The 22,100-nt window shown below is 50.9% G+C and carries 17 protein-coding genes; 7 read left to right on the forward strand and 10 right to left on the reverse strand.

Annotation, left to right across the window (positions count from 1 at the left end):
- Window positions 1-5: 5 nt before the first annotated feature.
- A complete protein-coding gene (locus FDX11_RS19120) occupies window positions 6-356 on the reverse strand; it encodes a glycoside hydrolase family protein (RefSeq protein ID WP_042311758.1) in 351 nt (116 codons plus the stop codon).
- Window positions 357-766: 410 nt separating this feature from the next.
- Between FDX11_RS19120 and FDX11_RS19125 the strand changes: the two genes are divergently transcribed.
- On the forward strand, window positions 767-2,356 hold the full coding sequence (locus tag FDX11_RS19125; RefSeq protein ID WP_137398422.1) for an STY4199 family HEPN domain-containing protein: 1,590 nt from the start codon (window positions 767-769) through the stop codon (window positions 2,354-2,356).
- Between the two features lie 27 nt (window positions 2,357-2,383).
- Here FDX11_RS19125 and FDX11_RS19130 read toward each other — a convergent pair whose 3' ends face one another.
- Entirely contained in the window at window positions 2,384-4,033 is a 1,650-nt protein-coding gene (locus FDX11_RS19130; protein ID WP_137398377.1) for an alpha,alpha-trehalase, read from the reverse strand.
- A 427-nt stretch (window positions 4,034-4,460) separates the two neighbouring features.
- Between FDX11_RS19130 and FDX11_RS19135 the strand changes: the two genes are divergently transcribed.
- Entirely contained in the window at window positions 4,461-5,855 is a 1,395-nt protein-coding gene (locus FDX11_RS19135; protein WP_137398378.1) for a cytochrome-c peroxidase, read from the forward strand.
- Between the two features lie 65 nt (window positions 5,856-5,920).
- Here the strand turns inward: FDX11_RS19135 and FDX11_RS19140 are convergent, their stop codons facing one another.
- A complete protein-coding gene (locus tag FDX11_RS19140) occupies window positions 5,921-6,847 on the reverse strand; it encodes a LysR family transcriptional regulator (protein WP_137398379.1) in 927 nt (308 codons plus the stop codon).
- Window positions 6,848-7,030: 183 nt separating this feature from the next.
- Here FDX11_RS19140 and FDX11_RS19145 point away from each other — a divergent pair, with 183 nt between their 5' ends.
- A complete protein-coding gene (locus tag FDX11_RS19145; protein WP_085049058.1) occupies window positions 7,031-8,194 on the forward strand; it encodes a mandelate racemase/muconate lactonizing enzyme family protein in 1,164 nt (387 codons plus the stop codon).
- A gap of 213 nt (window positions 8,195-8,407) precedes the next feature.
- Here the strand turns inward: FDX11_RS19145 and FDX11_RS19150 are convergent, their stop codons facing one another.
- The 4 genes from FDX11_RS19150 to FDX11_RS19165 all read right to left on the reverse strand — a co-directional run bounded on the left by FDX11_RS19150 (window position 8,408) and on the right by FDX11_RS19165 (window position 13,077).
- Complete coding sequence (locus FDX11_RS19150) at window positions 8,408-9,160, reverse strand: hypothetical protein (protein WP_212734570.1); 753 nt, start codon at window positions 9,158-9,160, stop codon at window positions 8,408-8,410.
- Window positions 9,150-10,277 carry a DUF262 domain-containing protein gene (locus tag FDX11_RS19155; RefSeq protein WP_212734571.1) on the reverse strand — a complete coding sequence of 376 codons (1,128 nt, stop codon included), beginning with the start codon at window positions 10,275-10,277 and terminating at the stop codon, window positions 9,150-9,152. The genes FDX11_RS19150 and FDX11_RS19155 overlap by 11 nt, the downstream gene beginning before the upstream one ends.
- A gap of 497 nt (window positions 10,278-10,774) precedes the next feature.
- The gene (gene gorA / locus FDX11_RS19160) at window positions 10,775-12,130 is read right to left on the reverse strand and encodes a glutathione-disulfide reductase (protein ID WP_137398381.1); all 1,356 of its coding nucleotides are present in this window, start codon (window positions 12,128-12,130) and stop codon (window positions 10,775-10,777) included.
- Window positions 12,131-12,234: 104 nt separating this feature from the next.
- Complete coding sequence (locus FDX11_RS19165; RefSeq protein WP_137398382.1) at window positions 12,235-13,077, reverse strand: 23S rRNA (adenine(2030)-N(6))-methyltransferase RlmJ; 843 nt, start codon at window positions 13,075-13,077, stop codon at window positions 12,235-12,237.
- A 208-nt stretch (window positions 13,078-13,285) separates the two neighbouring features.
- Here FDX11_RS19165 and prlC point away from each other — a divergent pair, with 208 nt between their 5' ends.
- Window positions 13,286-15,328: an oligopeptidase A gene (prlC, locus tag FDX11_RS19170; protein WP_137398383.1), complete on the forward strand. Its 2,043-nt coding sequence runs from the start codon at window positions 13,286-13,288 to the stop codon at window positions 15,326-15,328.
- 8 nt (window positions 15,329-15,336) lie between these two features.
- A complete protein-coding gene (rsmJ, locus tag FDX11_RS19175; protein ID WP_137398384.1) occupies window positions 15,337-16,095 on the forward strand; it encodes a 16S rRNA (guanine(1516)-N(2))-methyltransferase RsmJ in 759 nt (252 codons plus the stop codon).
- 91 nt (window positions 16,096-16,186) lie between these two features.
- On the opposite strand, the gene dtpB is transcribed toward rsmJ, so the two are convergent.
- On the reverse strand, window positions 16,187-17,659 hold the full coding sequence (gene dtpB, locus FDX11_RS19180; RefSeq protein ID WP_042311784.1) for a dipeptide/tripeptide permease DtpB: 1,473 nt from the start codon (window positions 17,657-17,659) through the stop codon (window positions 16,187-16,189).
- Window positions 17,660-17,940: 281 nt separating this feature from the next.
- Window positions 17,941-18,378 (reverse strand): universal stress protein UspA, encoded by a 438-nt coding sequence (uspA, locus tag FDX11_RS19185; protein WP_137398385.1) that lies wholly within the window; start codon window positions 18,376-18,378, stop codon window positions 17,941-17,943.
- 392 nt (window positions 18,379-18,770) lie between these two features.
- Here uspA and uspB point away from each other — a divergent pair, with 392 nt between their 5' ends.
- Window positions 18,771-19,106 carry a universal stress protein UspB gene (gene uspB / locus FDX11_RS19190; RefSeq protein WP_003023371.1) on the forward strand — a complete coding sequence of 112 codons (336 nt, stop codon included), beginning with the start codon at window positions 18,771-18,773 and terminating at the stop codon, window positions 19,104-19,106.
- Window positions 19,107-19,171: 65 nt separating this feature from the next.
- Here uspB and pitA read toward each other — a convergent pair whose 3' ends face one another.
- The gene (gene pitA, locus FDX11_RS19195) at window positions 19,172-20,671 is read right to left on the reverse strand and encodes an inorganic phosphate transporter PitA (protein WP_038635082.1); all 1,500 of its coding nucleotides are present in this window, start codon (window positions 20,669-20,671) and stop codon (window positions 19,172-19,174) included.
- 229 nt (window positions 20,672-20,900) lie between these two features.
- Here pitA and FDX11_RS19200 point away from each other — a divergent pair, with 229 nt between their 5' ends.
- Window positions 20,901-22,097, forward strand: coding sequence for an NAD(P)/FAD-dependent oxidoreductase (locus tag FDX11_RS19200; protein ID WP_042311785.1), 1,197 nt, complete (start codon window positions 20,901-20,903; stop codon window positions 22,095-22,097).
- Window positions 22,098-22,100 lie beyond the last annotated feature (3 nt).

Raw genomic sequence — 22,100 nt, forward strand, 5'->3', positions numbered from 1 at the left:
CACAGTCAGAACACTTCTGGCTGTGAAATCGCCACAGGCCAAATTTCTGCAGCGCTAAATCGAGTTATTCCCACGCTGAATATCCACGTAATTAATGCTTCCAATTGAAACCGATCTTTTATTTGCGGTCTTTTCTCATGTATGAACCCCTCGCAGAGATGCAGATCGGCGAGCAGAAGTGATTCTGCCTGCATTAGCGTAATGGGAGTATCAAAGGTTTCTTCTGCGGCAATTTCATGCCCGTAACCTATCACCCAAACCCCATTTTTATCCTGATACTTTTCCAGCGACAGGCCTTGCCATTGCTTAATAAATGCGACACAGGCGGGTGTGAAATGCGTCGAACGGAGCGGCATAAGTCTCTCTGAACAAAGAGATATATTTTAAGAAATCCACTCTGTTACGCCAGTTGCCATGTGGCCAGTTTTTACAGCAAAACGCCTTATGGCATTGGTGGCCGATATTCACGTTTTAACAGGCCGAAAATTCAGTCATCGCGCCATATGTGATGCAGCCGCTTCCCGCAGCGTATCTTTGTGAATGTATTCGTTCACCCTCAGTGGACGACAGATCGGGCGTGATGTTTTCAATACAGGCGCGGGCATATCTCCTGAATAATTTTCAATGATTGTGCGGAAGTCACTGTAAAACAGATTTATTTGCTATATGAATGTGTTTTAGTCTACGTCGATACATATCTGCTTTCATAGAAAATAACGACATACCATTGTGTGGCCGCACGTTTTGGGTCCTTTTAGGGAAGATGATGACCAATAGCGCGTTACAAGCGACATGTACACCCTTTGAACGTTGTCTGGCAATCATTCGTCAGGCATCGGTAGAAATATTGCTGCTGTTAGGCGTGCATGTAGCAGAAGGCAAAGAGCCGCGATGGTTCCTCGAGCAACTGGATCAGGCCAGACTGAATCTGGGCGGTTGGGGAGCTGTCGCCAGACGGTTGCAGATGAATGATGCGCAGTTGAGCCAGTTCACTCTGCGGCTGCGTCATCTGCAGCAGAGCGTGCCACAGTATGAAAATGGCCAGGACGTCAGTGAAAACCAGCTGATTTCTGCGCTGCGCTTCGTGGCGTCTCTGGAACAATTGCGCCAGCAACAGCCGATTCTGAAGTATGAAACTGAGATTGAACGTGCAGAGCCGGAAGCACAGATCCACGCGCAGCGTCAGCTTCGTGCAATAGAATTAGCGCTCAAATCGCTTATCGCACGGGTATGGCCGGATCAACATCCACTCAACAGCTTCCTGAAACAGCACTTCGGGGGGGAACGCCTGCGTCGTTGGTTAAAGCTGGGTGAAAGTCGGGATGCGCTGGACGGCATGATGTTTAGCGAGCTGGCGCTTATGGTCGTGGATAAGAAATTGTTTGTACGCCACTTTACCCAGATTTTTAACGACACCTCGGTGCTGACGCTGTTTGTCGAACCACGTCTTACGTTGCGTATGTTTCTGGATGATTGCCGGCTGGCCCGGAACGGCGTCATCGCGCAGCAGCCGCTGACCTCAGTACAACTGATGCTACTGGATTGTCAGTACCGACAGATTACTCACCCTGTACAACGGGCATTTGCAGAACGGCGTACGCGTGTTAATCCCGCGTCGTATATGGAGTCTGATGAGGCGACCGTCCGCCAGTTCTGGGAAACGGCAAAGCAAAAGGATGAGCAAGCGGGCGGCGATAAACAGGAAATTGCCGACAGTATTGATCCGCCGGAGAAGCGGGCAAAGCGCAGTGCGGAGGAGCGTGAACAGCTGATTTCCGGCGTGTTGTGGGTCGCGGTCGGCGTGATGGTGCTGGTGATTTCGCTGGGTGCGTTCTGGTTATTCACTTCGCCAGCGCCACAGGCGTCATCCGGACAATCCGTTGAAATCGTGCAGGAGGAGCCACGGCGTGATGCACCTTCCGCACGGGAATCTGTGACCCGAATGGGGATCACCTGGGATGCTTTTAACATGCGCGCGGCTATCGATCGCAACGATACTCGCGTGACGTCACTGTTCCTGCAAGGCGGGATGGACTGGAAGCTGGCGTGGACGGAGCAGGCATTTTCTGCGGGCAATACCGAGGTATTGAGACTGCTGCTGCGCTATCCTGCGCAGATGAACGAGAGCAAACCTTGCAGACAGTTTATGAGTACGCTCAGTCATGCCATGTCGAATGGGGCGTCACTCACTTCCTTGCACAAAAGCTACCTGCAAAGTTTTTGTTCGGTTCCGGCGGTTATCGCGCGTCAGCAGTATGATCTGGAACAGGCTCAGCGGCGCGCTCGTGCAGAGCCCAGCCCGGAGAATAAGAAGTGGCAAAAAATTCATACTGAACTCTACGATGCGATTAACTAACGGCCTGAGGAGTCAGGCCGTTAGCGGCTAAGGTTCGCCATACAGCCCGATGAGTCGGCGCACCACGCCGTTTGTCCAGCCAAAGCCGTCCTGCAACGGATATTCCCCGCCGCCGCCTTCGCGCGGCATGCCGTCGGCAATATGGTATTTTTCGATAAGTTTGTGGTGTTCCTGGTAAAAGAGATTCACCGTTTTCAACCAGTTACGGGCTATTTCATCGCCAAGATGGTCGTCGCCATACAGTTTGAAACCTTGAATAGCCATCCATTGCAGCGGTGCCCAGCCGTTGGGTTTATCCCACTGCTCACCGGTTTCATGTTCTGTGGCTAAAATGCCCCCGGGCGTTAGCAGGCGGCTGCGTACCGCATTGGCCAGCCGGTCGGCTTGTTCATGCGTTGCCATGCCGACATACAGCGGTACGATACTGGCGGCAGAGAAGAGGGCCATTTGTTCACGTCGCCAGTCATAATCGCGATAGCAGCCGTTTTCATCATCCCATAAGTAGCGATTCACCGCGTCGCGCCGGTCATTGGCTTTCTGGCGAAACAGCGATTCAGCTTCTTTATCACCTTTCAGCGCCGAAATATTGGCGATGGTGCTCTCCAGCTTGTAGAGGAATGCGTTTAGGTCAATTGGGATGAATTGTGTCGTGCGTATGCTGGCAAGGCGACCTGCATCGCGTAGCCAGCGCGAGGAGTAATCCCATCCCGAGGCCGCGCCTGCACGCAAATCGCGATACACCTCATTGGGCGGTCGCCCCGAATGCTTGGCGGTCTCGACGTCTTCAAGCCACGATTCATCGCGCGGCGTATCACGATCGTCCCAATAGCGGTTGAGCAAGGATCCGTCCGACATTCTGATCACGTGGCGGTAGGCCTGGTTGAGCACCAGGGAATCGGCGCCATCCATCCAGAACGCGTACTCCATTTTTAGATGATCAAGATAACGGCGCGCGCCACGTACGCCATCTTCTTCAAACAGTTCCACCATCAGCGCAAAGACTGGCGGCTGCGAGCGGCTCAGGTAGTACGTTCGATTACCATTTGGGATGTGACCATAGTTTTCGATCATCCAGGCAAAGTTATCCGCCATACATTTCAGCAGATCTTCGCGACCGCTCTCTGCCAGACCCAGCATGGTGAAATAGGAATCCCAGTAGTAGGTTTCGCTAAAACGTCCGCCAGGCACAATATATGACTGCGGTAACGGCAGCAGAGAGGACCAGGGAATGTGGTCCTGCGGTTCGCGCGTCAGCACTGGCCATAGTTGATCGATATGCTCTTTCAGCGAATTTTCCGGGTTAGAAACGTATTCGCTGGAGGGCGTTTCCGGGAGCCAGAAATGGTTCTCAACAAAGCGCTTCAGGTCAAAGTCCCGATGGCGTTTGACCTTGCGATAGCGGATCAAAATGTCCAGCGGGTCCATTTTGGGCGCACAGTCGGGGAAGGTTTTGCTATCGGCAAACAGTTTCGACGACTGAACGTGTTCGAACAGCTCAAGGTAACGATCGGCCGGGGTTAAGGCATCTGAGGCGGGCAGCCCTTCAATCATCTCCGGCTCAGGCTCTGCCTCAATCATTTCATCCAGCTTTAACTCGCACGGATCCATTTCATAAAGCAGATCGATGTCGATCGTCAGTTCTTCAGAAGGGGCGTGGGGTAGTTTCTGGTTGAGCATAATGAGAAAGACCTCCGATGGACGTTGAAATAGTAAGGCTGTTGCCCGGTCGTCAGTTAAGCGTAGACATTCGCTTCGGTATTGGCTGAGTAAAGCGTGCGGTTGATCACGTTTTAGAGTCACGCGTTATTTAAAAAATTAAACTATCTCAATGATAATAATGAATAATTCAGAATCGTGCGCGACCTTAAGATATTCCATTTTCAGAACATTCGATTGCAACGAGGTGTGAACGAAACCTGCTAATGGCTTTACGCTATAATAGGCACAGGCTATTCTATTGATAGTTCTCCTCCATGTAATTGCTTGATACTTATCAAAATAGTAATCCCCTCATTTCCTATGATGGTCAAGTCTGACAAAGACTGTGCATTAATTATTCTAATTTTTCTGGGTCACAATAACTCACAACGGTGAGGGTAAAATAATGAAAATCATTACCCGTCTTACCGCGATAGCCATAGCTGGCGTCGTGATTTGTTATTTTGGATTATCAGGTTATGTGTGGTATCACGATAATCAACGGAGCAAACAGGCTGATGTTCAGGCCTCTTCGCTGGAAGCAAATAATAAAGTTTTAGGATTCTTACGCGAAAAAGGATGCGATTATTGTCACACGCCTTCGGCTGAATTACCTTTCTATTCTTCTTTTCCTGTCGCTAAGCAGTTGATGAATTACGACATTCAACTGGGATACAAATCCTTCAATCTTGAGGCCGTTCGTGCGGCGCTGGTCGCAGATAAACCCGTTTCGCAAAGCGACCTGAATAAAATTGAATGGGTGATGCAGTACGACACCATGCCGCCGACGCGTTATACCGCGCTGCACTGGGCCGGTAAGGTGAGCGATGCGGAGCGTGAAGAAATTCTGGGCTGGATTGCGAAACAGCGTGAACAGTACTACGCCAGTAATGATACCGCCGCGCAGCATCGTAATGAACCCGTACAGCCAATACCAGAAAGCATCCCGACTGATGCCCGCAAGGTGGCGCTGGGCTTTACGCTTTATCACGATCCACGTATTTCCGGCGACAGCACGATCTCTTGCGCGCACTGTCATGCCCTGAATGCGGGTGGTGTGGATGGCCGGAAAACGTCAATTGGCGTAGGCGGAGCGGTTGGGCCGATCAACGCGCCAACGGTGTTTAACTCAGTCTTCAACGTGGAACAGTTCTGGGATGGTCGTGCGCCGACATTGCAGGCGCAGGCAGGTGGTCCGCCGTTGAACCCAATTGAAATGGCGTCTAAATCCTGGGATGAAATTATCCAGAAGCTGGATAAAGATCCGCTATTGAAGCAAGAATTTATTGCGGTTTATCCACAGGGGTTCAGCGGAGATAATATTACCGATGCGATTGCTGAGTTTGAGAAAACGCTGATTACGCCAAATTCGCCGTTTGATAGGTGGTTACGTGGTGATGAGGAGGCGTTAACGGCCCAGCAAAAACATGGCTATCAATTATTTAAAGAAAATAAGTGTGCGACCTGTCACGGAGGTATTATTTTAGGCGGACGCTCATTTGAACCATTAGGTTTGAAAAAGGACTTTAATTTCGGCGAAGTCACTGCCGCAGATATTGGCAGGATGAACGTGACCAATGAACTACGTGACAAACTTCGTCAGAAAGTTCCAGGATTACGTAACGTTGCGCTGACTGCGCCTTATTTCCATCGCGGTGATGTGCCAACGCTTGATGGCGCGGTTAAATTGATGCTGCGTTATCAGGTGGGTAAAGAACTGCCGCAGGAAGATATCGACGATATCGTGGCGTTCCTCGAAAGTTTGAATGGGGTTTATACGCCGTACATGCAGGGTAAATAATTATTGCCCCTATCCAGCCTGGCGCATTTTGCAGGCTGGATAATTCTCCTTTACCTGGCGGGTGTTTACCTCTGCTCGCCCACGAATATTTCCCATAATTCTTCTACCGCTCTGGACATTCTGCCTGCAGGTCTAAACAGTCGGATATCAATGGGTACCCATAACCCGCTCTTCTGTGGAGCCGCTGCGGCGATCGTCCCGGCCTGAACGTCCGGAGCCGCCAGACTTTCCGGCAGCCAGGCAATGCCGTCCCCGGCTTTAACCATCGCCAGCAGCGTGGCGGCCAGATCGGCGGTGAAGGCGATGTCCATACCGCGTCGGGCATGATTCACCGGTGACGTATTCGAGAGGATCCTCCCCAGACCGGATTCTGCAGAGAAGGAGAGAAACGGAAACTTTTTGCCCCCCGTAGCCTGCCAGAGCGGCTGATGAGAGCGGGGATCGCATTTGGCGTAAGGTATTAACGTTTCTCGCCCAAGGCGGACGCTGAGATATTTCGTCTGATCAAGGTTGATGTGCATGTGAGGGTGGTAATAACACAGCAGGAACTGCGCATCCCCTTTTTCAATCATCCGTTCACAGGCGCTGAGCGTGTCTGACAGCAGGCGAAATGAGCCGAAACGGGCGATTTTTTCGTTATTACGCATCAGCGCCGGAAAAAATGAGAACGACAGGGAATGTGTTGCGGAGAAAATAACATCCGGTCGGGTATTTCCCGCCGCTTCGATGGTTTCATTTCTCAGGGTGTATAGCGCCCGGATCAGTTCGGGCACCTGAGCGACGAAAACTTCCCCCGCACGGGTCAGGCTGACGCCACGGCGGTTACGTTCAAAAATCGGCGTTCCAAGCCACTCTTCCAGCGAAACAATGCGCCGACTGAATGCGGGCTGCGTCACATATCGGGAAGCGGCTGCGCGGGAGAAATTGAGTGACTGCGCCAGCGCAACGCAGTCTTCAAGCCAGGTGAGTTCCAGGTGATGCCGATTTTGCATTACAGCCAGCCTCTTTGGCATTAGATCAGTAAATAAGCACTGCTTAAGATGGAGAAATGCAGGACGATGGCGTCCTTAAATGCTGCCTGAGTACATTATGCCAATAATAAACCGGCATGAGTTATCACTTTTTACAGGCGCGTAAGTGCGAGCATAACTGACTAACAACCCGCCGGAGAAAACATGCGTATCCTCGATGTTGTAGAAATTACCAAACCCATCGCTTCCCCCATTCGTAACGCCTATATCGATTTCAGCAAGATGACGACCAGTCTGGTGGCCGTTGTGACTGACGTTGAGATAGAGGGTCGTCGCGTGGTGGGATACGGATTTAACTCTAATGGTCGTTACGGCCAGGGGGGATTGATCCGCGAACGCTTCCGTAACCGCATTCTGGACGCTGACCCGGAAAGTCTGCTGAATGCCGAAGGCGATAACCTGGATCCGCATAAAATCTGGGACGTCATGATGAGTAATGAAAAGCCGGGGGGCCATGGTGAGCGCTCGGTGGCTGTGGGTACGCTGGATATGGCTATCTGGGATGCCGTTGCCAAAATTGCCAACAAGCCGTTGTTCCGTTTGCTGGCTGAGATGAAGGGCGTTGAGGCGAATCCACGCGTCTTTGTCTACGCGGCGGGGGGTTACTATTATCCGGGTAAAGACCTGAGCGCGCTGCGTCAGGAAATGCGAGGCTACCTGAACCGCGGCTACAACGTAGTTAAAATGAAAATCGGCGGCGCATCGTTGGAAGAGGACCGTCGCCGTATCGAAGCGGTATTGACTGAAATTGGCGATGAAGCGCGTCTTGCCGTCGATGCCAATGGCCGCTTTGATCTGGAAACCAGTATTGCCTATGCCAAAATGCTACGAGATTATCCATTGTTCTGGTACGAAGAAGCTGGCGACCCGCTGGATTATTCTCTCCAGGCCGCGCTGTCAGAATTTTACCCAGGCGCGATGGCGACAGGTGAAAACCTCTTTTCTCATCAGGATGCGCGCAACCTGCTGCGCTACGGCGGCATGCGCCCGGATCGCGACTACCTGCAATTTGACTGTGCGCTTTCCTACGGTCTGGTCGAATATCTGCGTACCCTCGACGTACTGGCGCAGTTTGGCTGGTCCCCATCACGCTGCATACCGCATGGCGGTCATCAGATGTCGCTGAACATTGCGGCGGGTCTTGGTCTTGGTGGGAATGAAAGTTATCCGGATCTGTTCCAACCGTACGGCGGTTTCCCAGATTCAGTTAAGGTGGAAGAGGGTCATATCGTCATGCCAGAACTGCCGGGCATAGGGTTTGAAGGTAAATCTGACCTGATTAAAGAGATGCGCGCGTTGGCCGAATAGCGCTGGCGGCGGTGAGATAACGCCCCTCTGGTTGCCGGAGGGGCGCGTGTTAAGTGAATAGCGTCTACACGTGGGCAATTAGCGCATGGTACTGTGACTGTCTGTCCATTTTTAATTAACATGAGCTATTTAAGAACCAATTTAATCACACCGCTCGCTTCAGCAATGACGAGGCTTGCGTTTAGCGAGCAGCGTTCTTTGATATGATTTTAATTATATATTCTGGTCTGGCTGATTCATGGCTTTAAGATAGTGCTCATATAATGAAATAAAGATGTTATCAATCAGTATCAGCATGGAAAAGTAAATAAAGTAATTTTCGTATTGATAATTTTTGTTTAACAAAGTTTTTAAAGTTGGAAGATTTTGTTGATATGAAAGAGTGTTATGAGCGACTCTATTTCGGTGTTTATATAAATATTCGTACATATCGACAAGATCTTTTTCAATATTCTTTTCAATATTTTTTTTATTTACAAAAAGATTTTCTTTGTTAGCGAAGTATTTTTCAGTAATTTTTGACCAAAGAGATTTGTACTCAAGGTAAGGTTTTTTAGCCCAAATTAATAAATTTGTGTTTGCAAAAGAACTTGTTATTGCAAGATTGGTGTTTTGTAATATTATACTATTCTCTATCAAACCATCTTCGAATCTTAATTCACTGTGTTTTTCTATTTGTTTAACTAAATCTTTGTAAATCTCTTTTTTTTCTTGATAGTTTGAGCATTCGCCAAAAGGATTCAAATTGAATCTTTGATATCTATATTCATAATCATTTGTGGCAAGTTCCCAGCAGATGCATTTCATTTTTTGTTCTTGAGCACCTGTCATCTTAAGTAAAGCTGATTGCATTACATAATCACATAGCGGATAGGTTTCTACACCTGAACCTATACCAATACATGCAGAGGTTACATCTACGAGGATATCTTTTATAGGGGATAATATAAATTTATTATGATTCATTGATTGTATGCACCCCATAGATTGCAATAGAATCTGATATTCTCTTTCTAAGATGACCTAAGTTGTTAGGGCTTTTTAAATGAGAATTGTCCATCTTATATTCGGCTATTTTATTTTCCAACTTTTCAAGTATATTCTCCTTTTGTGATGTATCAATCAGTTTCTTTTCGAAAAGAATGTGATAGACAATACCAAAAAGGTAAGTATCCAGTTCAATAATGGATGTGTATTTTTTCAGTAAATTCATCTCAGTCAACGTTTTTTCTAGATTATCTAAGTGAACTTTATATTTTTTATCTGGAAAAACACTCAAGAAACTTCCAAATATATCGGAATCCTTCCCATTTATTGCAAAGAAAATATATTCTTCGTATAGCTTCTCCATTTTCTGCTTGTAGCCACGAGCTATCTTCCAACTATCTCCATCAATATAATATTGTGATAAAAGTGCTAGATATCGAATGAAATCGGCTTTTGATTCACTACTAATAAGCTTGATTATAATTTTTTTAGAAAAATCAGGATCAAATAACCCAACCAATTCCTGGTCTAGAAAGTATAAAGAAGCTCTACTTTCTTGTGGTAATAACGGTTCACCTTGAATATTTATGTTTCTAAATACTGATGAGTAATAACTTTGTTGTGTCTTTTCATCCGATGTTTGAGGAACTAAGTATGAAAACCCAAGGAAATTACTATCTAAGAACTCATCAGTTATGTTCAGATTAGTGTGTTTATAGTTTCCTGGCTGAATGTTACGTAAAATCTCTACTTTGGTTGTTCCCTTTTCAACTAAACTTTTGAAGTTCCACTCTAGAATGTTGTCATAAAGTTCGTCGTTATTGTCATCATCGTTATCGTTGGCAAAAGAATCAACTTTTAATTTATAATTTGCGGCATCAGGGTAGAGACCTAAATATGCCAGTAAAATACTTGTTACCCTCTGTTGGCCATCTAATAGTAAGTTTTTATTACTGTCTCTAAATTTGAAGGCACCAATAGTTACAGGAGGAACAAACTGCTTTTTTGTAAATGTTTCAATGAGCGTTTCGACCTTCTTCTCATTCCAAACGAAATAACGTTGATAGTCAGGTAAAACAATATTTTTCTTTAACACTAAGTCAATCCAGTGACGTAGTGAGTATTCTCCGTAATATACTCTATTTTCCATTTTCACTAACTCCCAGTTTTTCAATGATTTTCTAATCTTTCTCTGTAATGGTCAACTAAAATTGATCACTTCTTTGGAGTGCTAGAAACTCGCTTTGATATTATCTAACATTATGATTTAGTGTATGTTTTCTTTCTTGTGATCACCGCCATTATGACTGGTGACAAGGGTAGATAAGGTGTTCAGGCACACGAAGATGCCAACCAAAGCTGGTTTAAGCAATATGACGAAATCAGAGCTTAAATTTGCCAAAGAGAAAGATATCTTCCTGGCTACTAGCACTACTGAATCTCGTTATCGATGAGCTTGTGCTAGTGAGATTTGGGGCATAAACGCGTTAGAAGGGGCAATGTATCGATGAGTCGATACATAAAGGCCAGAGAACGATGCTCTGGCCTCTCAGCTTTTCTACAGTACGAACGCGTGTAGGTGGGTTTTTGACATTAACCCCTCATGGTGACGAATTCTTCGGCCGCCGTTGGGTGAATCGCAACGGTGTTATCGAAGTCTTTCTTGGTCGCGCCCATTTTCAGCGCCACCGCGAAGCCTTGCAGCATTTCGTCCATGCCAAAACCGATGCCATGAATACCAACAATCTTCTCTTCCGGACCCACGCAAACCAGCTTCATGCGGCACGGCTGGCGGTGTGAAGTCACGGCAGTGTACATCGCGGTAAACGAGGATTTATACACTTTCACCTGGTCATCGCCGTGCTGTTCGCGAGCCTGCTGCTCGGTTAAGCCCACGGTGCCAATTGGCGGGTGGCTGAAGACCACGGTCGGGATATTGTTGTAGTCCAGGTGCTCGTCCGGTTTGTTATTAAACAGACGCTCGGACAGGCGACGGCCCGCGGCAACGGCAACCGGCGTCAGCTCAACGGCACCGGTGTTATCGCCAACGGCATAAATCCCCGGTACGCTGGTGTTTTGGTATTTATCAACGACGATGTAGCCTTTTTCGTTGGTTTTCACGCCAGTAGCGGCCAGGTTAAAGTTATCGGTGGCTGGTTCACGACCGATCGCCCAAATCAGGCAATCCACCGTTTCGCTACGGCCATCTTCCAGTTGCAGAGTCAGACTGCCGTCGGCGTTTTTAATGACCGCTTGCGGAATCGCATGAGTATGCAGGGTCGGACCTTCGGTGTTCATCACCTCGACCAGCGTCTCGACGATCATCGGATCAAAGCTGCGCAGCGGCGCGTGTTTACGCACGAACAGGTGAGTTTCTGCGCCCAGGCCGTTAATTACGCCTGCCAGTTCAACGGCGATGTAGCCTGCGCCAACAACGGCTACACGTTTTGGCAGCGCTGGCAGCTCAAAGAAACCATCGGAGTCGATACCGTATTCCACGCCTGGAATATTCGGATGGCTCGGGCGCCCGCCGGTGGCGATCAAAATATGATCGGCAGTAATGGTTTCACCGTTCACTTCAATGGTTTTGGTATCAACGAAGCGGGCAAAGCCTTTAATCACATCAACGTTATTTTTACCCAGCACGTTGTCGTACGAGGTATGAATGCGATCGATATAGGCGGTACGGCTGGCGATCAGTTTATCCCAGTCGAACTTATTAATTGTGGTATCGAAACCGTAATCCGGGCCGTACATATGAATCGCTTCACGGATTTGTGCGGCATGCCACATCACTTTTTTCGGTACGCAGCCAACGTTAACGCAGGTGCCGCCTAACTCTTTGGCTTCAATCAGTGCGCATTTCTGGCCGTACATTGCCGCACGGTTAATGGAGGCAATACCGCCGCTGCCGCCGCCAATAGCGATGTAATCATAGTGCTTGGTCATGACCGCTCCTTCATGTTCATTGTAGGGCGGAGAAGCGTTACGCCATCCGCCAAAATATTCGCGATTGTATACCTGAAATTAAAAGGTTCCACCGATGGCTGCGATTACTCCGGCACGATCCAGCTTACGGAAGTGTGTCCGGTTCCTGCGGGAACCAGCTTGCTATGTAGCCACGGCAGGACGTTGTTCATCTGCTGCTCCAGCTTCCATGGCGGGTTAATCACAATCATGCCGGACGCCGTCATGCCGCGCTGATCGCTGTCCGGGCGCACCGCCAGCTCAATTTGCAGAATTTTGCGGATACCGGTGTCTTCCAGAGCGTGGATCATGCGCTTGATTTGCTGGCGCAGGACCACCGGATACCACAGCGCATAGGTGCCCGTTGCGAAGCGCTTGTAGCCTTCGTTAATGCCGGACACTACCGCCTGGTAGTCGGTTTTGATTTCGTATGGCGGATCGATAAGGATCAGTCCGCGGCGGGAAACCGGCGGTAATTTTGCTTTTAGCTGCTGATAACCGTCGGCTTTGGCTACGCGTGCGCGTTCATCTTTTTGAAATTCGCCGCGCAGCAAAGGAAAGTCACTCGGGTGCAGCTCGGTTAATTGCAGGCTGTCCTGTTCGCGCAGCAGCTGACGTGCAATTAACGGGGAGCCTGGGTAGTAGCGCAACTGGCCGCTACGGTTGAAATGCTGCACCACGGAAATATAGGGTTCAAGTTCAGCAGGCAAATCGTCCTGCTGCCAGATACGGGCAATACCTTCCAGGTATTCACCGGTACGTTCGGCATGCTCACTGCTCAGCTGATAACGGCCTGCGCCAGCATGGGTGTCCAGATAGAGAAACGGTTTTTCTTTCTCTTTGAGCGATTCAATGATCAGGCTCTGAACGGTGTGTTTAAGGACGTCGGCGTGGTTGCCTGCGTGATAACTGTGGCGATAGCTGAGCATGGGTAATGAAATTCCGCTGAAATGACGATTTGCGACAGTTTACAGCAGATCGGCACAGATTACCCGTAGGCCCGGTAAGCGTAGCACCACCGGGCGTCTTTCCGTCACGGTGAGCATTGAAATCCTCTACACTTAACCCCATTGTACAAATTAATATGCACAGCGCCGGATACGCGCTTCATTCACTCTTTTCAACAGGACCGCGCTAATGACCAATCCATTGCTGACTCCCTTCGAACTGCCGCCGTTTTCTAAAATTCAGCCCGAACATGTTGTGCCAGCCGTTACTAAGGCGCTGAACGATTGTCGCGAAAACGTTGAGCGAGTCGTTGCGCAGGGCGCGCCGTACACTTGGGAAAATCTCTGCCAGCCGCTTGCTGAAGTGGACGATGTGCTGGGGTGTATTTTCTCTCCGGTCAGCCACCTGAACTCGGTGAAAAACAGCCCGGAACTGCGTGAAGCCTACGAGCAAACGCTGCCGCTGCTCTCCGAGTACAGCACCTGGGTTGGGCAACATGAAGGTCTGTACAAAGCGTACCGCGACCTGCGTGACGGCGACCATTACGCCACCCTGAATACTGCACAGAAAAAAGCGGTCGATAACGCGCTGCGTGATTTCGAACTGTCCGGTATCGGCCTGCCGAAAGAGAAACAACAGCGCTACGGCGAAATCGCCACCCGTTTGTCTGAGCTGGGTAACCAGTACAGCAACAACGTGCTCGATGCCACCATGGGCTGGACCAGGCTGGTGACCGACGAAGCGGAGCTTGCCGGAATGCCGGAAAGCGCCCTGGCGGCGGCGAAAGCCCAGGCGGAAGCCAAAGAGCAGGAAGGCTACCTGCTGACCCTGGATATCCCAAGCTACCTGCCGGTAATGACCTACTGCGACAACCAGGCGCTGCGTGAAGAGCTGTATCGCGCCTACTCCACCCGCGCCTCCGATCAGGGGCCGAACGCGGGCAAGTGGGACAACACCCCGGTAATGGAAGAGATCCTCGCGCTGCGTCACGAGCTGGCACAACTGCTGGGCTTCGAAAGCTACGCCTTTAAATCTCTGGCCACCAAAATGGCGGAAAACCCGCAGCAGGTGCTCGACTTCCTGACCGATCTGGCCAAACGCGCCCGTCCGCAGGGGGAAAAAGAGCTGGCCCAGCTGCGTGCCTTTGCCAAAGCAGAATTTGGCGTTGAAGAGCTGCAGCCGTGGGATATCGCTTACTACAGCGAGAAACAAAAACAGCATCTGTACAGCATCAGTGACGAACAGCTGCGCCCGTACTTCCCGGAAAACAAAGCCGTTAACGGCCTGTTTGAAGTGGTGAAACGTATTTACGGCATCACCGCCAAAGAGCGTACCGACGTTGACGTGTGGAATCCGGAAGTGCGTTTCTTCGAGCTGTACGATGAAAGCAACGAACTGCGCGGCAGCTTCTACCTCGACCTGTACGCCCGTGAACACAAACGCGGCGGGGCGTGGATGGACGACTGCGTTGGCCAGATGCGTAAAACCGACGGCACGCTGCAAAAACCGGTCGCCTATCTGACCTGTAACTTTAACCGTCCGGTGAACGGCAAACCGGCGCTGTTTACCCACGACGAAGTGATCACCCTGTTCCACGAGTTCGGTCACGGCCTGCACCATATGCTGACTCGCATCGAAACCGCCGGGGTGTCCGGTATTAACGGCGTGCCGTGGGATGCGGTCGAACTGCCAAGTCAGTTTATGGAAAACTGGTGCTGGGAGCCGGAAGCGCTGGCGTTTATCTCCGGTCACTATGAGACCGGCGAACCGCTGCCGAAGGAACTGCTGGATAAAATGCTGGCGGCGAAAAACTACCAGGCCGCGCTGTTTATTCTGCGTCAGCTGGAGTTCGGCCTGTTCGACTTCCGCCTGCACGCGCAGTACAACCCGGAGCAGGGGGCGAAGGTCCTTGAGACGCTGGCCGAAATTAAGAAACAGGTCGCCGTGGTGCCGGGCCCAACCTGGGGCCGCTTCCCGCACGCCTTCAGCCACATTTTTGCCGGTGGCTATGCGGCGGGCTACTACAGCTACCTGTGGGCCGACGTGCTGGCGGCAGACGCATTCTCCCGCTTCGAAGAAGAAGGCATCTTCAACCGCGAAACCGGTCAGTCATTCCTCGATAGCATCCTGACCCGTGGCGGTTCGGAAGAGCCGATGACGCTGTTCAAACGCTTCCGCGGCCGTGAACCTCAGCTCGATGCCATGCTGGCGCATTACGGCATCAAGGGCTGATTGTTCGCGTGAAAATTTGTTTACTGGATGAAACGGGCGCCGGAGACGGCGCCTTATCTGTTCTGGCCGCCCGCTGGGGGCTGGAGCATGATGAAGACAACCTGATGGCGCTGGTGATGACGCCGGAGCACCTGGAGCTGCGCAAACGCGACGAGCCGAAGCTCGGCGGCATCTTTGTCGATTTTGTCAGCGGGGCGATGGCGCACCGACGTAAATTCGGCGGCGGTCGTGGTGAAGCGGTGGCGAAAGCCGTCGGCATCAAAGGCGATTATCTGCCGGACGTGGTTGATGCCACCGCCGGGCTGGGGCGCGATGCGTTTGTGCTGGCCTCCGTCGGCTGCCGTGTGCGGATGCTGGAACGCAATCCGGTGGTCGCCGCGTTACTCGATGACGGCCTGGCGCGCGGCTATGCCGATGCGGAAATTGGCCCGTGGTTGCAGGAACGTTTACAGCTGATTCACGCCTCAAGCCTGACGGCGTTAACCGATATTACCCCACGCCCACAGGTGGTCTATCTCGACCCGATGTTCCCGCATAAGCAGAAAAGCGCGCTGGTGAAAAAAGAGATGCGCGTGTTTCAGTCGCTGGTGGGGCCGGATCTGGATGCTGACGGTTTGCTGGAACCGGCGCGTCAGTTGGCAACCAAACGTGTGGTGGTGAAGCGCCCGGACTACGCGCCGCCGCTGGCTGACGTGGCCACGCCTAACGCGGTGGTGACCAAAGGGCATCGGTTTGATATTTATGCCGGAACCCCTCTGACGGAGTAACGGATTGCCCGATGGCGCTACGTTTATCGGGCCTACAATTCTCAATTATTTGTAGGCCGGATAAGGCGTAAGCCGCATCCGGCACTGAGTATTACTGTTCGGTACTTGGCGTATTAATCATTCGGTTCAGCCATGGCACCATAATTGCCATTACGACCGTTACCGCCAGCGTCACCAGGCCTATCTTACTGAAGACATTGGTATAGATAGGCAGCGTTTGCAGCGGGTCGGTGATGTTTTCCGGTACTGCGGTGAACGTCGCGACATAACCCCCCATCAGGAAAGCGGCTGCCTGGGTCAGGAACCACATCCCAAGAATGAAGCCCATCAGGTGCTGCGGTACCAGCGCGGCGACCATCGCCAGTCCCAGGGCGCTTATCAGCAGTTCACCCAGACTCTGGAACAGATACACCAACACGATAAACCACGGCGACGTCAGTCCCTGCGCATCGGCAAACCACATTCCGGCAGCAGCAGCGGTCAGGAAGCCCAGCGAACACAGGAACATACCGAGTGTAAACTTCATCGGCATGGTCAGGTCTTTGCCTTTGTTTCCCAGACGGGTATAAATTGCGGCCAGCACCGGACTTGCCAGTACCACCCAGAACGGGTTCAGCGCCTGGAAGCTTACCGGGTTGATTGCGAAACCAAGAATTTCATGGTGCACGTTATTGATAGCAAAGAAGTTAAGTGACGTAGGCATCTGTGCGTACAGTACATAGAACACGACCGCTTCCAGCATCAGGATAAAGGCCACGAACATCTTGTTGCGCCCGGTTTTATCCAGTTTGAAGGCCTGACGGAAGAAAATGATCGTCACGGCAATCGACAGAACGATCAGCACCAGGTTGGCAATCTTCACGTTGTGCATCAGCCAGGCGCAGATAAATATCGTCACTACCGTACCGGCCAGCACGCAGAATAGATTACGGAAATTCAGCGGCTTATGATCTGGCTCAGAACCGATATTCTTCACCATCCCACGGCAGGCAAAGTAGACCAGCAGTGCGACGATAAGCCCGGCCCCGCACAGGTTGTAGGTCACCGCGTAGCCAAACTTATCGGCAATCACCGGCGCCAGCGACAGCGACAGCAGCGAACCGATGTTAATCGACATATAAAACAGGGTGAAAGCGCCATCCAGTCGGGCGTCTTTCGGTGGATAGCATTTTGACAGCAGGCTTGCCGGGTTGGCTTTAAACAGCCCGTTACCCACGGCAATGGTACCCAAAGCAATAAAGATCAGATCGGGCTTGAGTAGCGACATCCCGGTCATGAAGTAGCCGATCGCCAGCACAATCGCACCGAGTACCAGCGTGCGCTTGGTCCCTAACAGGTGGTCGCCGACGTAGCCGCCGATCGAGATCAGGCCGTAGACCAGTGCGGCAAAAGCACCAAAGGTGACGAATGCCTGTTCCTGAGAAAAACCGAGTTGCTTAACAAAAAATACCGCCAGGATGCCCTGAACGCCGTAATAGCCAAATCGTTCCCATAATTCCACAAAGAAGATCATGAAGAACGGACGAGGTTGCTGCAGCAAGCCCGTAGGTGCAGTTTTATTCATATTCCATCGCCTTTCAAAGCCATCCCGAAAAGTATGAACGCGTATGCTTAAACGCGCCGAAAAAGTCTTGTTTTGTTATAGACTGCGGCGATTAGCCGTGCGGGTAGAGTATTATACAGATAGTTTTCGATCCAATTAGTTGATCACACTAATTATGATTTATTTGTTGGGTTGATGTACTAATTGTGTCCGGATGATAAAAACAAAAACGCCCGCGCGAGCGGGCGTTTACAGGCTTTACTGTTTGCAGCGGGCCGGGTTATCTCCCGGCGGCAAGCATTTTATGCTTCTTCGTCGTCACGTAACGGAACAATCAGCATGTCGACGTGGACGGTGTTGATCAGTTGACGTGCGGAGGACATCAGTTTGCTCCAGAAATCCTGGTGGTGACCACAAACGACCAGATCCATGTCGTATTTTTTGATGGCATCAACCAGAACCTGGCCCAGGTCGCCGCTACCGCTCAGGGTTTCGGTGATAGGGTAGCCTGCGCTGGTGGACAGCTCGGTTAACGCGTGGTGGGTTTCTTCAGAAATACGTTTCTGCATGTCGCCCAGATTCACGTCGATTAGCCCGGTGTACAGGTCGGAATAGTTTACGTCAACGTGGATAAGGGAGACTTTAGCATTGTAAGGCCGCGCCATGGAGACCGCTTTTTCAACCAGAACTTTGCTTTCCGGAGAAAGATCAACCGCGATAAGAATGTGTTTATAAGCCATAGTGTTACTCCTTCCATAAGTTGTCGATGACTAGCCTGCTGGCGTTTATCTGCCGCCGCGTCATTCGCGTCCTGCGAACCTTATGCGCGGGGCTAGCCCAGTCGTAAAAACGTATCATATAAGGACTATCCTTACATTATAGCGACCAGGATAATCCGTCAATCCGCCTTGCTTGCCAAGCAGTTAAACAAATTTTTTAGTTAATTGCATTGATAGCGATTAACCTTCTGGCAAAAAAATTAACTAATCTCCTACACTATTTAGAGAGGCGCTCGGATGCGTGATACTAACACGAGCGGTTTCGGTAGCACTCTTCACTGAATGATTGGTAGGGTATCGGGGAGCGGTAGTCCCGGAAAGGAGTTCCGTGGGCGGGTCGCCGGGGAGGAGATATGATAAGCACCATTGCGTTGTTCTGGGCTTTGTGTGTCGTTTGCATTGTTAATATGGCGCGCTATTTTTCTTCGTTACGCGCACTGTTAGTGGTACTTCGTGGTTGCGATCCATTACTTTACCAGTATGTCGATGGTGGGGGATTTTTTACCTCGCATGGGCAACCCAACAAGCAGATGCGTCTGGTGTGGTATATCTACGCTCAGCGTTACCGCGATCATCATGATGATGAATTTATACGCCGCTGTGAGCGGGTTCGCGGTCAGTTCATTCTTACCAGCGCGTTATGCGGACTGGTGCTTATCAGCATGGTTGCGCTGATTATCTGGCACTGATTACCAACAACGGATACAAAAAAAGCGGGTCAGTTTCCTGACCCGCTTTTTTACCGTGCATCCGCTTAGATAAGCTTCAGGGAGAGCCAGTACAGCACCCCGGAAAGAATAATCGCCGCCGGCAGGGTGAAGACCCAGGCCATCAGAATGCTGGTTACCGTTTTACGCTGCAAACCGCCGCCATCAACAACCATCGTTCCCGCAACGGAAGAGGAAAGAACGTGGGTGGTGGAAACGGGCATACCGGTGTAGCTGGCGAGACCGATAGAGACTGCGGCAGTCATCTGCGCCGACATCCCCTGGGCATAGGTCATGCCTTTCTTACCGATTTTCTCGCCGATGGTGGTGGCTACGCGACGCCAGCCGATCATCGTACCAATACCCAGCGCCAGTGCGACGGCCATAATGATCCAGATAGGCGCGTACTCAATGGTGCTCAGCATGTCAGCTTTCAGTTTCTTCAGCAGACGCTGATCGTCAGCGCTTACGCCAGGCAATTTCACCACTTTATCCGTGGTATCAGAGATACACAGCATAATACGGCGCAGCTGGCCACGCTGTTCAACGCTTAACTTGTCGTAGGTTTCCAGATTCGCCAGCATACCTTTCGCACGCTCAAGCGCGTTGATGGTATTCGCCGGGTGGCAATGGAACTCTGTCGATGCCGTTGTGACCGTTTCCGTCGGGGACGGAATCAGCTGGTCAACGCCAGTCGCCTGCTTGAGCAGGTCCGGGCGTTGCTGGAAGAAGACTTCGACGTTATTGATAGCATCGCGGGTACGGGTAATTTCGTAACCGGAAGCATTCATATTCACTACGAAGCCCGCAGGCGCTACGCCAATCAGCACCAGCATCACCAGACCAATGCCTTTCTGACCATCGTTCGCGCCGTGAGAAAACGCCACGCCGATAGCGGAGAGGATCAGGGCAATACGCGTCCAGAACGGCGGCTTTTTCTTGCCGTCTTTCTTTTCACGTTCTGCCGGGGTCAGGTGGATACGGGCACGTTTTTTCGTACCGCTCCAGTAGCGACGCAGAATGAAAATAAGACCGCCAGCAACCACCAGGCCGACAATCGGCGAGATGATAAGCGAGGCAAAAATCCCCATCACTTTCGGGATGTTAAGTGCGTCCACCACCGAGGTGCCGTTCATCAACGCATTGGTTAAACCAATACCGATAATCGCGCCAATCAGCGTGTGGGAGCTGGATGCAGGTAAACCAAAGTACCAGGTACCCAGGTTCCAGATAATTGCCGCCAGTAGCATGGAGAACACCATGGCGAGGCCATGTGATGATCCCATATTTAGCAGCAGATCCGTTGGCAGCATATGCACGATGGCATACGCTACGCTGAGACCACCCAGCAAAACACCAAAGAAGTTGAACAACGCAGCCATGACCACCGCCAATTGCGAACGCATTGCACGGGTATAGATCACGGTTGCGACAGCATTGGCTGTGTCATGGAAGCCGTTAATTGCTTCATAGAACAGCACGAAAGCCAGAGCAAGCAATAGTAAAAGCCCGGTATGTAAATCCAGGCCAGCAAACAAATGTAGCATAGGACGTTACGCCATTTTGAGGACATGAACGCGGCGCATTATCAGTGACTTTGGCGGCGCGGGCAAAGTGAAATATAGAGTTTTTTTGATTTGTCTCCTGCTTTGTTTTACACCACTAAAGAATTATCCTATATATTTCAGATAAATACCCTTTATCGGTAGTTTGGCGCTGGTGCGACCACTGAGGAATCTTTACAATTCACCTCCGCTTTTTAGAGAGGATCGCAACGTGGAAAGGTTTGATACCGTTATTATAGGCGCTGGCGCAGCGGGTATGTTTTGTGCCGCGCAGGCAGGACAAGCAGGTAGTCGTGTGCTGCTGATTGATAATGGTAAAAAGCCGGGACGCAAGATCCTCATGTCTGGCGGGGGCCGCTGCAACTTTACCAACCTTTATGTCGAACCTGCCGCGTATTTGAGTCAAAACCCGCATTTTTGCAAATCGGCGCTGGCGCGTTACACCCAATGGGATTTTATCGATCTGGTGGGCAAGCACGGTATCGCCTGGCACGAAAAAACGTTGGGTCAGCTGTTCTGCGACGATTCTGCCCAGCAAATTGTCGATATGCTGGTGGACGAGTGTGAAAAAGGTAACGTAACTATGCGGTTACGGAGCGAAGTCCTCAGCGTTGAGCGGGAGGGTGAAGATTTCATCCTGGCGCTGAACGGCATGACTGTCGGCACGAAAAAACTGGTTATCGCCTCTGGTGGTCTTTCGATGCCGGGTCTGGGCGCGACGCCGTTTGGCTATAAAATTGCCGAACAATTCGGTCTGAACGTGTTGCCGACGCGCGCAGGTCTGGTGCCCTTTACTTTGCACAAGCCGCTGCTGGAGCAGCTTCAGGTGCTCTCTGGCGTATCCGTTTCCTCCGTTATCACCGCCGAGGACGGTACGGTCTTTCGTGAAAACCTGCTCTTTACGCATCGCGGGCTTTCTGGTCCGGCCGTGCTGCAGATTTCCAGTTTTTGGCAGCCAGGTGAATTTGTCAGCATTAATTTGTTGCCGGATGTTGACCTTGCGAGCTTCCTTGATGAACAGCGCAGCGCCCACCCTAATCAGAGCTTAAAGAATACGCTTGCTATGCAGTTGCCAAAACGCCTGGTGGAATGTTTACAGCAGTTAGGGCAAATCCCGGATGTCTCGCTGAAACAACTGAACGTGCGCGATCAGCAAACGCTGGTGGAGACCCTGACCGAATGGCGGGTGCAGCCGAACGGTACGGAAGGGTATCGTACCGCTGAAGTCACGCTGGGCGGCGTGGATACCAACGAGCTGTCATCGCGCACAATGGAAGCCCGCAAAGTGCCAGGACTCTATTTTATCGGTGAAGTGATGGACGTCACCGGCTGGCTGGGTGGATACAACTTCCAGTGGGCATGGTCGAGCGCCTGGGCGTGCGCGCAGGATTTGATCGAAAAAAACTAACTT

Source organism: Citrobacter sp. wls714 (assembly GCF_005281025.1).
In the GTDB taxonomy this organism is placed as follows: domain Bacteria; phylum Pseudomonadota; class Gammaproteobacteria; order Enterobacterales; family Enterobacteriaceae; genus Citrobacter; species Citrobacter werkmanii.

Excerpts from the sequence above, each read along its gene's own strand:
- FDX11_RS19120 (WP_042311758.1), bottom strand. The coding sequence starts at position 356 with ATGCCGCTCCGTTCGACGCATTTCACACCCGCCTGTGTCGCATTTATT.
- FDX11_RS19125 (WP_137398422.1), top strand. The coding sequence starts at position 767 with ATGACCAATAGCGCGTTACAAGCGACATGTACACCCTTTGAACGTTGT.
- FDX11_RS19130 (WP_137398377.1), bottom strand. The coding sequence starts at position 4,033 with ATGCTCAACCAGAAACTACCCCACGCCCCTTCTGAAGAACTGACGATC.
- FDX11_RS19135 (WP_137398378.1), top strand. The coding sequence starts at position 4,461 with ATGAAAATCATTACCCGTCTTACCGCGATAGCCATAGCTGGCGTCGTG.
- FDX11_RS19140 (WP_137398379.1), bottom strand. The coding sequence starts at position 6,847 with ATGCAAAATCGGCATCACCTGGAACTCACCTGGCTTGAAGACTGCGTT.
- FDX11_RS19145 (WP_085049058.1), top strand. The coding sequence starts at position 7,031 with ATGCGTATCCTCGATGTTGTAGAAATTACCAAACCCATCGCTTCCCCC.
- FDX11_RS19150 (WP_212734570.1), bottom strand. The coding sequence starts at position 9,160 with ATGAATCATAATAAATTTATATTATCCCCTATAAAAGATATCCTCGTA.
- gorA (WP_137398381.1), bottom strand. The coding sequence starts at position 12,130 with ATGACCAAGCACTATGATTACATCGCTATTGGCGGCGGCAGCGGCGGT.
- FDX11_RS19165 (WP_137398382.1), bottom strand. The coding sequence starts at position 13,077 with ATGCTCAGCTATCGCCACAGTTATCACGCAGGCAACCACGCCGACGTC.
- prlC (WP_137398383.1), top strand. The coding sequence starts at position 13,286 with ATGACCAATCCATTGCTGACTCCCTTCGAACTGCCGCCGTTTTCTAAA.
- dtpB (WP_042311784.1), bottom strand. The coding sequence starts at position 17,659 with ATGAATAAAACTGCACCTACGGGCTTGCTGCAGCAACCTCGTCCGTTC.
- uspA (WP_137398385.1), bottom strand. The coding sequence starts at position 18,378 with ATGGCTTATAAACACATTCTTATCGCGGTTGATCTTTCTCCGGAAAGC.
- uspB (WP_003023371.1), top strand. The coding sequence starts at position 18,771 with ATGATAAGCACCATTGCGTTGTTCTGGGCTTTGTGTGTCGTTTGCATT.
- pitA (WP_038635082.1), bottom strand. The coding sequence starts at position 20,671 with ATGCTACATTTGTTTGCTGGCCTGGATTTACATACCGGGCTTTTACTA.